14 protein-coding genes are annotated in these 14228 nt (G+C 65.5%); 6 read left to right on the forward strand and 8 right to left on the reverse strand.

The annotated features are described in order from the left end of the window. Positions 1-244: 244 nt before the first annotated feature. The 5 genes from J2R76_RS33385 to J2R76_RS33405 form a co-directional block, all read right to left on the reverse strand. Complete coding sequence (locus J2R76_RS33385) at positions 245-1597, reverse strand: esterase-like activity of phytase family protein (protein WP_253625431.1); 1353 nt, start codon at positions 1595-1597, stop codon at positions 245-247. 108 nt (positions 1598-1705) lie between these two features. Beyond that, on the reverse strand, positions 1706-2509 hold the full coding sequence (locus tag J2R76_RS33390; RefSeq protein WP_076829921.1) for a heme ABC transporter ATP-binding protein: 804 nt from the start codon (positions 2507-2509) through the stop codon (positions 1706-1708). Further along, positions 2506-3606, reverse strand: a complete 1101-nt coding sequence (locus tag J2R76_RS33395; RefSeq protein WP_253625432.1) for an iron ABC transporter permease — start codon at positions 3604-3606, stop codon at positions 2506-2508. The genes J2R76_RS33390 and J2R76_RS33395 overlap by 4 nt, the downstream gene beginning before the upstream one ends. Next, the gene (locus J2R76_RS33400; protein WP_076829927.1) at positions 3603-4553 is read right to left on the reverse strand and encodes a hemin ABC transporter substrate-binding protein; all 951 of its coding nucleotides are present in this window, start codon (positions 4551-4553) and stop codon (positions 3603-3605) included. The genes J2R76_RS33395 and J2R76_RS33400 overlap by 4 nt, the downstream gene beginning before the upstream one ends. An 8-nt stretch (positions 4554-4561) precedes the next feature. Continuing rightward, positions 4562-4768, reverse strand: coding sequence for a hemin uptake protein HemP (locus J2R76_RS33405; RefSeq protein WP_076829930.1), 207 nt, complete (start codon positions 4766-4768; stop codon positions 4562-4564). Positions 4769-5019: 251 nt separating this feature from the next. On the opposite strand from J2R76_RS33405, the gene J2R76_RS33410 reads away from it, so the two are divergent. From J2R76_RS33410 to J2R76_RS33435, 6 genes are all read left to right on the forward strand, one after another. Beyond that, positions 5020-7365, forward strand: a complete 2346-nt coding sequence (locus J2R76_RS33410; RefSeq protein WP_141342807.1) for a TonB-dependent hemoglobin/transferrin/lactoferrin family receptor — start codon at positions 5020-5022, stop codon at positions 7363-7365. A gap of 147 nt (positions 7366-7512) precedes the next feature. Then, positions 7513-7845: an antibiotic biosynthesis monooxygenase gene (locus J2R76_RS33415; protein ID WP_021080657.1), complete on the forward strand. Its 333-nt coding sequence runs from the start codon at positions 7513-7515 to the stop codon at positions 7843-7845. Then, positions 7842-8366 (forward strand): heme utilization cystosolic carrier protein HutX, encoded by a 525-nt coding sequence (gene hutX, locus J2R76_RS33420; protein ID WP_244558898.1) that lies wholly within the window; start codon positions 7842-7844, stop codon positions 8364-8366. The genes J2R76_RS33415 and hutX overlap by 4 nt, the downstream gene beginning before the upstream one ends. Before the next feature lie 224 nt (positions 8367-8590). Beyond that, positions 8591-9328 (forward strand): tonB-system energizer ExbB, encoded by a 738-nt coding sequence (gene exbB, locus J2R76_RS33425; RefSeq protein WP_371852156.1) that lies wholly within the window; start codon positions 8591-8593, stop codon positions 9326-9328. A gap of 3 nt (positions 9329-9331) precedes the next feature. Further along, positions 9332-9778, forward strand: a complete 447-nt coding sequence (exbD, locus tag J2R76_RS33430) for a TonB system transport protein ExbD (RefSeq protein ID WP_076829938.1) — start codon at positions 9332-9334, stop codon at positions 9776-9778. A gap of 3 nt (positions 9779-9781) precedes the next feature. Next, positions 9782-10603 (forward strand): energy transducer TonB, encoded by an 822-nt coding sequence (locus J2R76_RS33435; RefSeq protein ID WP_076829939.1) that lies wholly within the window; start codon positions 9782-9784, stop codon positions 10601-10603. A 178-nt stretch (positions 10604-10781) separates the two neighbouring features. Here J2R76_RS33435 and J2R76_RS33440 read toward each other — a convergent pair whose 3' ends face one another. The 3 genes from J2R76_RS33440 to J2R76_RS33450 form a co-directional block, all read right to left on the reverse strand. After that, positions 10782-11624: a carbohydrate ABC transporter permease gene (locus tag J2R76_RS33440; RefSeq protein WP_016840579.1), complete on the reverse strand. Its 843-nt coding sequence runs from the start codon at positions 11622-11624 to the stop codon at positions 10782-10784. Between the two features lie 46 nt (positions 11625-11670). Beyond that, positions 11671-12627 (reverse strand): carbohydrate ABC transporter permease, encoded by a 957-nt coding sequence (locus J2R76_RS33445; protein ID WP_076829942.1) that lies wholly within the window; start codon positions 12625-12627, stop codon positions 11671-11673. A gap of 128 nt (positions 12628-12755) precedes the next feature. Next, on the reverse strand, positions 12756-14102 hold the full coding sequence (locus tag J2R76_RS33450) for an ABC transporter substrate-binding protein (RefSeq protein ID WP_016840581.1): 1347 nt from the start codon (positions 14100-14102) through the stop codon (positions 12756-12758). Between the last annotated feature and the right edge of the window lie 126 nt (positions 14103-14228).

Here is a 14228-nt window from a genome sequence, read left to right on the forward strand (position 1 = left end):
CGGCGCAATTGCGCCGCAAGGCTCGCACCTCCAGCGACAAAGGCGTGGCCTTTGCGCGGGGAGGACGGAATGGCTGTCGTGCCGGGATGAGCATCACGCTATCCGCATATTCGCTGTCATGCCCCGCCTTGAGCGGGGCATCCAGTACGCCGCGGCCCATCCACTAAGTTCGGACGTCTCTGCAATACCGGGTCGCCCGGCCGAGCCGGGCAACGACACGCGTGTGATCGGCGAAAGCAGCCCTTCACTTCGCCTTCAGGAACTCGCCGACCTCGAGCAGCACGAACTCGTCGTCATCGGCCTTGTTCGGGTCGCGGCTGGAGGAGAACGGCAGGTTGTTGTCGTTGCCGACGATGATGTGGGTCTCGTCGACCCGGTCGACATTCTCGATGGTGAAGAACGGGAAGGTGTAGACGCCGTCGTTGAGCGGCTTGCGCGCCTTCTTGTTCGGATCGCGGATCTTCATCAGGTCGATATAGGCGATCTTGCGCACCGGCTTGCCGACATTGGCATCGGACAGCTCGATCTTGTAGACGCGCTTGAACTTGGCGAGGTCAGGAAAACAGTTCTCGCCGCGCTGGCCTTGCGGGCAGGCCTTGTCGGCGGTGCCTTCGCCATTGTCGCGCTCGATCACGAGGCCCTGGGCCGGATCGATCATGTTGAAGTCGCCGATCGCATTGCCGTTCTGCTCGAACGCATATTGCCAGTAGCGTCCAGTGAACTTCTCCGCCGCGACGTCGAATTCCAGGATGCGCGAGGCTTCCTTGCCGTCGACCTTCTCCCAATCCTTCTTGTCGGCATCCCACAGCGGCCCCTCGAGCAGGCCGTAAAGGAACTTGCCGTCCTTGGAGGAAGCAAAACCTTCATAGCCCTTGGAGCGGCGCAGGTTGACGTTGGTGTAGCTGGCGCCGGGCGCGCCGGGCGACTGCACCGCCCAGTGATCCGGCGAGCGCACCGGCTTGCCGTCGGCGACGGTCTCGAACACGGCGAGGATCTTGCCGGTCTTGTCGGCCTTGAGGATGTAGGGCCCGAATTCATCGCCGATCCAGAAAATGTCGTTGATGATCTGGAAGCCTTCGGTGTCGAAATCGGCACCGGTCAAATAGCGCTTGGCGGTGTCCTCGTGGACGATGCGGAACGGCACCTTCCTGTCGGGATCGTGCAGGAACACGGTCTCCTGACGCTCGATCTTGCCGCTCGCCCAGTCGATCTTGTGCCGGTTCAGGTACAGCATCGAGTCTGCCGAGTTGTAGCGCGAGCCCATGCCGTTGTCGGTGATCACCCAGAACGAGCCGTCGGGCATCACCTTGATGCCGGAATGGCCCTGCAGCGGCTGGCCTTTGAACGGCAGCGACACGCCGGTCGGCCGCTCGTACGATTTGCCCATCACGGTGCCGATGGCGTCGACGCGCTTGCCGGTGGTGTATTTGCCCGAGGTCTTCATATCATCAGGGGCGTCGGCGGGCGCGTCGATGAAGCTCTCCGCCGGCATCACGGCGTGTCCCGCCAGCGTCGCCGGGAATTCGCCCTCACCCTGCGCGAATGCCGATGTGGCGAGCAGGATCGAGGCGACGGAGCAGAGCAGGGACAGGCGCATGGTTGATCTCCCAAAGGATAAACGATGCGGTGTTCTCCGAGCCGCCTGTTACAGCCGGCTGACAGTTTTGTGAACCGCGGATGTTGCGGCGGGATAAGGCTTGCGGCGTTACGTCGCCTTGCCCGCCGGCTGCATCGTCTGCGGCAGCAGGAACGGCACGCCACCTCCGGTATAGGCGATCGCAGCGTCGATCTCGAAGATCTCGCGCAGCGTCTCGGCCTTCATCGCCGCCGTACGGTCGCCGTCGACGGCAAGCCGGCCGCGGTGCAGCAGCAGGATGCGGTCGGCGAACCGCATCGCGAGGTTGAGGTCGTGCAGGATCGCGATCACCGCGGTGCCGCGGGCGGCGCGCCGCCGGGCCGTTTCGACCAGGTCGATCTGGTGCCGCAGATCGAGGCTCGAGGTCGGCTCGTCCAGCAGCAACAGTCCCGGTCCATGCAGCGCTTCGCCGCAGGCGAGCTGCACCAGCACGCGGGCGAAATGCGCCCGCTGCTGCTCGCCGCCCGACAGCGTCGGCAATTGCCTGAAACGGAAACGCGCGAGCCCGACCTCGTCGAGCGCCGCCTCGACCAGCGCGCGCGCCACCGCGCGCGGGCTTTCGCCGGCGCCCATGCTGACGATTTCCTCGACGGTGAACGGGAAGGTGACGTTGACGTGCTGCGACAGCATCGCGCGGTGCTGCGCCAGCGCGCGCGGGCCGTAAACCTGCAGGTCGCGCTGCCTCAGCCTGATCGCTCCGCGCGACGGGCGCAGGTCGCCCGACAGCATCCGCAGCAGGGTCGATTTGCCGGCGCCGTTGGGACCGACGATCGCGACCATCTCGCCGGCACCGATCTGCAGCGACACCGCATCGACCAGCGTCGCGCCGCCGACCGTCATCGATACCGACTGTGCTTCGAGCAGGGCCGTCATAGCGACACCAGCCCGCGCTGCCGCAGCAGCATGGCGAGGAAGAACGGCGCGCCGATCGCTGCCGTCAGGATGCCGATCGGCATTTCCGCGGGTGCCACGATGGTGCGCGCCACGGTGTCGGCGCCGACCAGGAGGATGGCGCCGAGCAGCGCGGAGGCCGGCAGCAGCAGCCGATGCGCGGGCCCGATCACCAGCCGCAACAGATGCGGCACCACGATGCCGACGAAACCGACCACGCCGCAGACCGAGACCGCGACCCCGGTCATCGCCGACACCAGCACGATCGAGATCCGCTTCAGCCGTTCGACGTCGACGCCGCTGTGGAACGCCTCCGCCTCGCCGAGCACCAGCACGTCGAGCCCGCGCGAGATCGAGAGGCAGGCGGCCAGCGCGACCGCCAGCACCGGCGCCAGCGCCGTGAGCTTGCTCCAGGTCGCACCGCTGAGCGAGCCGAGCAGCCAGAAGGTGATGTCGCGAAGCTGGCGATCGTCGGCGACGAACACCAGAAGGCCGATGCCGGCATTGGCGATCGCGGCGATCGCAAGCCCGGCCAGCAGGAAGATCGCGATCGATGTCCGGCCGCCGCGGCTGGCGATGCCGTAAAGCACGACGGTCGTGATCAGCGAGCCGGCAAAGGCCGCGATCGGCAGCAGCTGGTGTTGCAGGAAGCGCAGGCTTTCGCCGAGATGGCTGTCGGTGAACACGATCGCGGCCGCCGCGGCAAACGCGCCGCCGGAGGAGACGCCGACCAGCGCGGGGTCGGCAAGGGGATTGCGGAACAGGCCCTGCATGATCGAGCCTGATACGGCAAGGAGGCCGCCGACCATCGCCGCCGCCGCGATCCGCGGGATGCGGATCGACCACACCACGAGCTGGTCGCGTGCGAGCAGCGGGTTGGCGACACGATCAGCCCAAAGCCCAAGCGCCGCCGGAAGCCGAGCCATTGGAATGCCGGCAGCCCCGACCGTCAGGGCGACGAGGGCGGTGCCTGCGAGCGCCGCAAGCAGGCAGAGCAGGGTGAGTGTCGCGGCCGGCCGCAGCGACATGCCGGCGCGCCGTCGTTTCGCACGCCGGCGGCGTTCGGCCAGCACGCTCATTGCCGGCAATTCGCGGTCAGCGCTGCCGGCTTGAAGTAGTCGGCCTCCGGCGCCAGCGCCGGATAAAGCTTGACCGAGAGGTCGCGTGCCGCGGCCGCGGTGCGCGGTCCGAAGCCGAGCAGATAAAGGCCTTCCATCGAGATGAAGGCCTTGTTGGCCGCGACCGGCGTCAGCGCGAAGGCCGGATGCGCGAACACGGCATCCGACGTCAGCGAATCCTTGCCGCGATCGATCGACAGCACGACATCCGGTTTCGCCGCCACGATGGCCTCGTCATTGACCGGCTTGTAGCCGTCGTAACCATCGATGGCGTTGACGCCGCCGGCAAGCCGGATGATCTCGTCCGCCGCGGTCTTGTGGCCCGCCGCCATCGCCCGGCCGTTCAACAGCGACATCACGAACATCACGCGCACCGGCTTCGTTACCTTGGCACGCAGCGCGCGCAGTTGCGCGAGATCGCTCTCCACCGCCGTGGTCAGGCAGGCGGCGCGCGGATCGGCGCCCATGGCGTGGCCCACCAGTCTGATCTTCTCGACCAGCCCGGCCTCCGAGAACGTCTCCGGCACCAGCACCAGCGGCACCTTGGCCGCCTCGAGCACGTCCATGGTCTCCTTCGGCCCTGAGCCCTGCACCGCGAGCACCAGCGACGGGTGCAGGCCAAGCACGCCCTCCGGCGACAGCTGACGCATGTAGCCGACGTCGGGCTTCTCGCGCAGCGCAGCCGGCGGGTAGAGGCTGGTCGCATCGACGCCGGCGATGCGGTCCTCGAAGCCGAGGGCGTAGAGGATCTCGGTGATCGCGCCGCCGATCGAGACGATCCGCGACGGATTGTCGATCACGACGTCGCGGTCGCGCGCGTCATGCACGGTGATGCCCTCGGCCGTCACGGCTTCGATCGGCAGCAGGCAGGAGAAGGCGAGCAAAGCGAGCGTGCGACAAATTGTCATCGGGGCCGTCACTTGGTCAGGATCAGCTTGTTCTGCGAGGTCAGCCGCAACCGGTAATGTTCTTCGCCGTGCGTGATGATGATCTCGCGCTCCGCAGCGAACAGGTCGCGGCTGTCGAGACGATTACCGCGCATGATCAGCGTTTTGGCCGCGCCGGATGCAGGCTCGGTCTGCTTTCCGGCTGCGTCGATATTGTCTTCGGAAGCTGCGGACATATTGTGGTGCTGCGCCTGCGAAAATTTTCAAATGGTGTTTGCTTGTATAAGCGGACGAAGGCGCATTCCAACGGCGGCACTTTACAATCGATATAAACAGCGCTGCCGCATTCTTGACCGTTTTGTTGCCGGCTCGTAACCAATCCTCACGCGATGCAGGCGGGTGACTTGCATCGCGATGTAGCCAGCAAGCCGCTCGTCGGAGCGCACGCCAGCCAAACCAGAAAAGCGATGATCAGGCTGGGGCTAGAATGGCTGATGGGGCTAGGGTTTCGCGCGCCCTGATTTTGGGCGCGTCGGTGTTTTCATTTGCGGCAGCACTGCCGGAACGCGGTTTCGCGCAGACCGCCGATCCGTCGGCTGCGCATCCTTCTACCGAGCGGCTGAAGCAGGCCAAGCGGAAGCCGAAGCCGGCGGCCGAAGCTCAGGCGGCGTCGGCGGCGATGAACGCGCGGGCGCAGATCGGCGCGGTGCCGGTGCAATCGCTCGACACCATCACGGCGGTGGCCTCCAAGACCGAGGAGCGCGCGATCGATGCGCTGGCGCCGGTCAGCTCCGTCACGCTGGAGAAGATCCAGGGCCTGCAGCCGAACCGGCTCTCCGATATTTTCTATAACGTGCCCGGCGTCTCGGTTCAGGAGCGCGGCGACGATCCGGCAACCGTCATCAACATCCGCGGCTTGCAGGATTTCGGCCGTGTCGCTGTTGTCGTTGACGGCGCGCGGCAGAACTATCAGCGCACCGGCCACAACGCCAACGGCTCGTTCTTCCTCGATCCCGAATTGATCGGCGGCGTCGACGTGGTGCGCGGCCCGACCGCGAACATCTACGGCTCCGGCGCGATTGGCGGCGTGGTCTCATTCCGCACCAAGGACATCGACGACGTGGTGCGTCCCGGTGAGCGCTGGGGTGTCGACATGTCGGGGTCCTACGGCACCAACAAGGACCGCGGCATGGGCTCCGTGTTCGGCGGTGTACGCGTCGATCCGAATGTCGATGTGTTCGGCGGCGCGGTTTATCGCACCCAGGGCAATTACAAGGACGGCGCGGGCACCGAGATCGGTAACACCGGCAACGATATCGCGGCCGGCCTGATGAAGGTGACGTTCCGCCCGGCCGAAGGCCACGAGTTCAAGATCGGCGGCATCTTCCAGGACTACCAGTACAATATCGGTCAGCCGAACCGCGGCCCGACCACGGCGGCGGCACCGCTCGCCGCGATCGCGGGCTCCTCGGTCTATGCCTCCGACGCCAAGAACTACACGGGCACCTTGAGCTGGCGATATTCCAAGCCCGACGACATGCTGTTCGACTGGAATATCTCGGTCTACGGCAACCGCACCGACAACGACCAGGTCAAGACCTACAGCAACCGCATCACCACCGGCGGCGGGGTCTGCACGCTCGCCAATCCCGGCAACAACATCTCCGGCTGCGTCGGCGACAAGCGCGGCTATTTGCTGGATACGGTTGGTGTCGACGTCAACAACACCTCGCGCTTCAATTTCGGCGACTGGCGCAACGCCGTGACCTACGGTTTCGACGCCTTCCGCGACGATGTCGAGACCTTCGATTCGCGCGGCAATTCCAACATCACGACGCCGGGCGGCCAGCGCACCGTGTCCGGCGGCTTCGTGCAGCTGAAGCAGAACTATTCGACCTGGCTCGAGCTGATCAGCGCTGTCCGCTACGACCATTACGAACTCAATTCGATCAACACCACGACCAGCGGCGACCGGCTGTCGCCGAAGATCACGCTCGGCGTCACGCCGGTTGCCGGCTTCACGCCCTATGCGAGCTATGCCGAAGGCTATCGCGCGCCGTCCATCACCGAGACGCTGATCGCGGGCGGCCACGCCACCGGCGGCGGGCCGGCGCTGTTCAACTGCCCTGACGGCACCAGCGGCCTGTTCTGCTTCCTGCCCAATGCAGCGCTGCGGCCGGAGGTCGGCAAGAACAAGGAAGCCGGCATCAACCTGAAATATGACGGCATCTTCACCGCGAGCGACTCGTTCCGCGGCAAGGTCAACGTGTTCCGTAACGACGTCGACGGCTATATCGACCTCGTCGCCTCGGCGCCGACCCTGACGCCGTTCGGGCGGTTCAGCCAGTTCTACCAGTACCAGAACATCGCCCACGCCCGCATCGAGGGCTTCGAGCTCGAGACGATGTATGATGCAGGCGACTGGTTCGTCGGCGTCGCCGGCCATCTGATGCGCGGCCGGAACACCCAGACCAATGTCGGGCTCGCCACCATCACGCCGCGCAAGGTGACGACGACGGGCGGCGTCCGCCTGCTCGACCGTTCGCTGATCGTTGCCGCGCAATGGTCCTCATTCGGCGCCAACAACGACCTGCCGGCGGGCTATCTGCCCTCGACCGGCTACGAGCTCGTCAACCTCTATCTGACCTGGAACGCCACCAAGGACATCACCTTCACGGCATCGGTCGACAACCTCTTGAACCAGTACTACCGGCCTTATGCGATCCCGGGCTCCTCGACCGACGGCACGACGCAGAACGACGTGCTGTTCTCGAGCCCCGGTCCGGGCACCGTTTACAAGGCCGGACTCAGGATTCACCTAGGTGGAGCGTAACGCGAGACGCCGATCATTCCATCCAGGTTGCTCCGGCCGCGCTGGTGCCCCCAGCGCGGCCTTGGCGTATTCCTTGGCGCGTTCATGTTATTAACGAGATCAACCGGCAGGATCCGGGCATCCGCCGTCAAACAGGAGAGAGTTTTCATGTTCATCGCAATGAACCGGTTCCAGGTGATCAAGGGCAAGGAGCAGGCGTTCGAGACGGTCTGGAAGACGCGCGAATCCTATCTCGGCGATCTGCCGGGCTTCATCGAATTTCATCTGGTGAAGGGACCCGAGGCCGAGGACCACACGCTCTATGCGACCCATACCGTCTGGGCCAGCAAGGCGGCGTTCGAGGACTGGACGAAATCCGATGCGTTCCGCCGCGCCCATTCGCGCGCCGGCAACGAGACCGGCGGCAGCCTCTATCTCGGCCATCCCAAATTCGAGGGTTTTGAGGTGCTGATCACCGAGCGCGCGAAGAGCCCGGCATGACGGAGACGGCCGTGCAGAACGCGGAGCTTGCGGGATTGAAGGCCTATATGGCCGACAATCCCGGCACGGTCATCGAGGACGTCGCGCGCGAGCGCAAGGTGACGCCGCGCGCGGTGCTCGAGGCGCTCCCCGAGAGCATGGTGCGGATCGGCGCCGGTGAATTTGCCGCCGCGATGCAGGACATCGCGGAGTGGGGCGAGGTGACGCTGATCGTGCATACCGATGACGCGATCTTCGAGTTCACCGGCGCCATTCCGAACGGCGCGGTCGGTCGCGGCTATTTCAACCTGATGCAGCCGAAGGGCTTGCACGGCCATCTGAGGCACGATCGCTGCGCGGCGATCGCGTTCGTCGAGCGGCCTTTCATGGGCAAGGTGTCGGCGTTCATCGCCTTCATCAATCGCGACGGCGGCATCATGTTCAAGGTGTTCGTCGGCCGCGACGAGACGCGCGCGCTGCGTAGCGATCAGCTGGTGCGCTTTCATGCGCTGGCGGACCGCCTCGCACCGAACGCGGGCTGAAGATTTCTTCTCCCTCTCCCGCTTGCGGGGAGAGGGTCGGGGTGAGGGGACCCTCCGGGCACCGTGCTCGTGGAGAGTCCCCCTCACCCGGCTCGCAACTTGCGATGCGATCCGACCTCTCCCCGCAGGCGGGGCGAGGTGAGATGCGGTTGGAGGTGAGTATGCTAATTCGCACGTTTGGCAGAAGTAGCCAGCTATCAATCGTCGTCCAGTTGATTGCGGTCGTGACTGCATCTCTCCCAAGCAGTAGCCTTGCCGCATCCGACGCCGCACTGCTGCCGCGCAACCTCTCGCCCTGGGGCATGTTCGAAAGCGCCGACATCGTCGTGAAGGCGGTGATGGTTGGGCTCGCCTTCGCCTCGCTCGTCACCTGGACGGTCTGGCTCGCCAAGACCGTCGAGATCCGCCGCAAGACCGCGCTCGCCCGGCAGCGGATCGGCCTCCTTGAGCGCGACACCCAGCTTGCCGAGGTCGAGCAGGCGAGCCGCGACGGCAGCGATGCGGTAGCGCAGATCGTGCAATCGGCCTCGCGCGAGGCTGCGCTGTCCGGCGGGATGTTCGACGACGGCTTCAAGGAGCGCACCGCGCTGCGGCTGGAGCGGGTCGAGGCGGCGATGTCGCGGCAGATCGCGCGCGGCACCGGCGTATTGGCGACGATCGGCGCCACCGCGCCGTTCGTCGGCCTGTTCGGCACGGTATGGGGCATCATGAACGCCTTCATCGGCATCTCCGAGGCCCACACCACCAATCTCGCGGTGGTCGCGCCCGGCATCGCCGAGGCGCTGCTTGCGACCGCGCTCGGCCTGGTCGCCGCGATCCCGGCGGTCGTGATCTACAATCACCTGACCCGTTCGATCGCGTCCTACCGCGCATTGCTCGGCGACGCCTCCGCCATGGTGATGCTGCTGGTCAGCCGCGAGGGCGATCGCAGCCTGTTCCGGCTGGCACGCGCTGCGGAGTAGGCGATGGGCGCGAAGCTTGGCACTGGCGGCGCATTCGGCGGCCGGCGTCGTGGCGACGACGATCTGGTCGAGGCGCATGAGATCAACGTCACCCCGTTCATCGACGTGATGTTGGTGCTGCTGATCATCTTCATGGTGGCGGCGCCGCTCGCGACCGTCGATCTCGGCGTCGATCTGCCGGCCTCGACCGCCGAGCCGCAGCCGCGGCCGGACAAGCCGGTGTTCGTCACCGTGAAGTCCGATCTCTCCGTCGCGGTCGGCGAGGACGTGATCGCGCGCGAGACGCTGACGTCGACGCTCGATGGCGCCACACAAGGCAGGAAGGACGAGCGCATCTTCCTGCGCGCCGACAAGGCGGTCAGCTATGGCGATCTGATGGAGGTGATGAACCTGCTGCGCAACGCCGGCTATCTCAAGATTGCGCTGGTTGGCCTCGACGGGCGTAGCTGATCCATGAATGCGTACGCGCTTCATGATGCGGGCGACGAGATCTGGCTGCGGCGCTGGGGCCTGTCGGTGGCTGCGATCCTGGCGGCGCATGCGGCAGTGCTCGCGGTTGGCACGAGCTGGGTCCCGGCGCCGCCGCCCGGCGTTGCGGTGCCGGCGGTGCTGGTCGATCTGACGCCGATCACCTCGGCGCCGGAGATTTCGGAGACCGAGCTGCCGCCGGGGCCGGCGATGCAGGAGGCCGACGCGTCGCCGCCGGAGCCTGCCGCCGCGCAGCCAGTGCCGCAGGAGATCGCGCCGACGCCGATGCAGGAGAAGCCCGACGTCGTCGCGCCGCCGGAACAGAAGCAGCAGATCACGCCGCCGAAACCCGAGCCCGCGAAAGTCGTTCCGGAGACGAAGGTCGAACCGGTCAAGCCGAAAGTGGTTCGTCGGGAAGCAAAGCAGCCGTCCGAGGCAACCCCGGCACCGCGCACCATCGCACCAAGCCGCGCCGAACGGCAGGCGCCGGCTGCGTCCGCGATCAGTGCCGGCGCGGCCGCGTCAGCGATCGCCGCTTATAACGCCCGCGTCCGCGCGCATCTGTTGCGCTTCCATTCCTATCCCGCAGGCGGCAACGGCCAGCGCGGGGTGGTCCGCCTGGTGTTCACGCTCGGCCGCGGCGGGCAGGTGCTGTCGAGCCATCTCGGCGGCTCCTCCGGCAATCCGACCTTCGACGCGCGCGCGCTGGCGATGGTGCGCCAGGCCCAGCCGTTTCCGGCGTTTCCGTCCGAGATCACGCAAGGCTCGATGGGTTTTTCCGTGCCGGTCGCGTTTGTGCTGCGGTAGTGTCAGATTCTTGTTGATCCAGGCCGCGCTTCCTTCCCCGTCATCCTGAGGTGCGAGCGGAGCGAGCCTCGAAGGATGAATCGGCCACCGGCGGGGCCGTGCATCCTTCGAGGGTCGCCGAAAAAGCTCGCACCTCAGGATGACGGAGATAGAGCGAATTGCGCGTACCTGTGCCCAGTTACTCCTTCACCGCCCCCGTCAGCGACGACACGTAGTAGTCGACGAACAGCGAGTAGAACAGCGCGACCGGCAGCGAGCCGAGCAGCGAGCCGGCCATCAGCGCGCCCCACTGGTAGACGTCGCCGGTGACGAGCTCGGTCAGGATCGCGACCGGCACCGTCTTGTTGGCGCCGCTCTGGATGAAGGCGAGCGCGTAGATGAACTCGTTCCAGGACAGCGTGAAGGAGAAGATGCCGGCCGAGATCAGGCCGGGCACCGCGAGCGGCAGCGTGATCCGCCACAGGATCTGCAACCGCGTCGCACCGTCGACCAGCGCGCATTCCTCGAGCTCGTAGGGGATCGACTTGAAATAGCCGATCAACAGCCAGGTGCAGAACGGCACCAGGAAGGTCGGATAGACCAGGATCAGCGCCAGCGGCGAGTCGAACAGGCCGAACTGCACGATCACGGTGGCGAGCGGAATGAACAGGATCGACGGCGGCACCAGATAGGCGAGGTAGATGCCGAGGCCGACATAGGGACTGCCGCGGAAGCGCAGCCGCTCGATCGCGTAGGCGGCGAGCGTCGAGGCGAACAGCGACAGGAAGGTCGAGCCGATCGCGACCAGCATGGTGGTCTTCAGCCAGCGCGGATAGGCCGTGTCGAACAACAGATGCTTGATATGCGCGAGCGTCGGCGAGGTGATCCAGAACGGATTGTGCTCCTTGTAGTTCAGCAGCTCGGCGTTCGGTTTGAACGAGGTGACCGCCATCCAGTAGAACGGAAACAGCAGGATCAGGATGAAGCAGGCGAGCGGCAGATAGATCATCACCACGCGCCGGGCGCGGGAGTCCCACGCCATCGTATCGGGCGTGGCGCTGGCGACGTTGGAGGATTGGGCTGCAACGTCAGTCATTGGCTTCTCCCTGCTGCCATTTGCGGCGCGCGAGGCCGAAGTAGCTGAACAATGTTGCGAACACCAGGAACGGGATCATCGAGACGGCGATCGCGGCACCCTCGCCGAGTTCGCCGCCGGCGATGCCGCGCTGGAACGCCAGTGTCGCGAGCAGATGGGTCGAGTTGACCGGGCCGCCGCGGGTGATGGCGTAGACCAGCTGGAAGTCGGTGAAGGTGAAGATGATCGAGAACGTCATCACGATCGCCAGGATCGGCATCATCATCGGGAAGGTGATGTAGCGGAAGCGCTGCCAGGAGGTGGCGCCGTCGAGCATCGCCGCCTCGTAGAGCGAGGGCGAGATGGTCTGCAGCCCCGCCAGCAGCGAGATTGCGACGAACGGGATGCCGCGCCAGATATTGGCGGCGATCAGCGAGAACCGCGCCGGCCAGGGCGAGCCGAGGAAGTCGACATTGCTGTCGCGCCAGTGCAGCACGTCGACCAGGAGATAGGAGATGATCGAGAACTGCGGATCGTAGATCCACCAGAACGCCAGCGCGGAGAGCACCGTCGGCACGATCCACGGCAGCAGCACGATGGCGCGGATCAGGCTCTTGAACGGGAAATGGTTGTTGAGCAGCAGCGCCAGCCAGAAGCCGAGCGCGAACTTTCCGAAAGTTGCGATCGCGGTGTAGAAGATCGAATAGAACACCGCGTTCCACCACAACGGATCCTTGAGCAGATACTGGAAGTTCTCAAGTCCGATGTAGATGCCGCGCTGGCCGATCGTGGTGTCGGTGAAGGCAAGCCAGATGCCGAGGCCCAGCGGATAGGTGAGGAACACCAGCAGCAGGCCGATCGCGGGCGCAAGGCACATCACGATCAGGAACGGCTTGTAGTCGAACAGGCGCGCGAGCCAGCCCGGCTGGTGCAGCGCCGCGCTGCGTGAGGGGAGGGTGGTGACAGACATCAGGTTCTTGTCTCGGTCCGACTTCCAGGGGCATTCCGGGATGGTGCGTTAGCACCAGACCCGGAATCTCGAGATTCCGGATTCGACGCTACGCATCGCCCCGGAATGACAGCGGCTTGAGGTCGATCTTACCGGCCCTGCCGCCGGAAGTACCGCTTGGCGCGCTGTTCGGCTTCGGCGGCTGCGGCTTCGGGCGTTGCGGCATCGGTCGCGACCGAGGCGCACATCTGCACCAGCACATAGTCGGCGTTGACGGCGCCGGTCGCGGTCGAGATCGGCCCCTTGTAGCCGTTGTAGTAGGGGCTCCGCATCGTGTCCTTGAAGATCGCGACCTTGGGGTCGCTCGACCACACCGCGGCGTCGGCATAGGCCGCCAGCGGCTGCGACCAGTAGCCGGAGTTGGCGTTGAGCCACGGCTCGTACTGTTCGTGCTCGAGCATGAACTGCAAGAACGCCTTCGCGGCGTTGGGATACTTGCTGTGCTTGAACACCATTGCGTTCAAGGTCAGGCCGGACATCGGAGAGGTGGGAGCCAACCCCTTGATCAGGAACTGATGCGCGGTGTCGTCGGCGATCGCCTTGGTCGCGGGATCGTTCTTCAGCGAGAAATACAGCGAGACGCCGTTTGCGGTCAGGCCGATCTCCTGCGACGAGTAAGCGCGGTTGTTGGAGACGTCGTTCCAGGACGGGGTGCCGGCGATGAAGGTCGGATAGAGTTCCTTCAGATATTTCAGCGCCGCGATCGTCTCCTTGCTGTTGATGATGATGTTGCCTTCCTCATCGAGCAGCGCGGCGTTGTGCGACCACAACAGCCAGTTGGCGAAGCCGTTGCCGTCGCCGACCGCGTTGCCGAGTGCGAAGCCCGCGGGCTTGCCGGCCGCCTTCAGCTTCTTGCAGAGTTCGAGGAAGCCGGCGTGGTCCTCCGGCACCTTGTCGAAGCCGGCGGCGTTGACCAGCGACTTGCGGTAGACCAGCGGGCCGCCCGAGGCGCCGAACGGCAGGCCGACCCAGCTCTTCGACTTCGAGCGCATGCCGTATCGGCGCGCCAGCGTGAGCCATCCGCCATAGCGCTTGTCGAGATAGTCGGCGACATCGGTCAGCTCGATCAGCTTGTCGATATAGATGTGCGGCGCGTCGCCGAAGCCGATGATGATGTCGGGGCCGGCGCCGGAGTTCGAGGTCACGGCGGTCTGCTGGTTGATGTCCTCCCAGCCGACGAAGTCGACCTTGATGTCGACGCCGGTCTTGTCGGTGAATTTCTTGGCATTGGCGCGGAACACGTCCTCGTCGGCCTGGACGAAGCGCACCGGCCGCAGCATGCGTAAGGTGGCGTCCTTTTCGATCGGCAGCGACGGCGCCGCCACGTCGGCTGCCTTCACCTTCGACGCCTCCTGCGCCGAAGCGCCGGTAACCGCCAGCGCCGCCGCGGAAGCCCCCAGCACCAGCGCGTCGCGACGCGTGATCTCGTACTTCATGTCGTTCGCACTCCCGTTCTTATTGTTTCGTTGTTTTTTCCTTCCCGGCGTTTGGCCGCCGGTGAAGGTGTCTTGGTCTCGGCGCCTGCCGCGCAAAGGGCCCGCAAGAGACGGGCCCCGCACGAA

The sequence above is a fragment of the Bradyrhizobium sp. USDA 4532 genome, from assembly GCF_024171315.1.
GTDB classification, from domain to species: Bacteria; Pseudomonadota; Alphaproteobacteria; order Rhizobiales; family Xanthobacteraceae; genus Bradyrhizobium; species Bradyrhizobium australafricanum.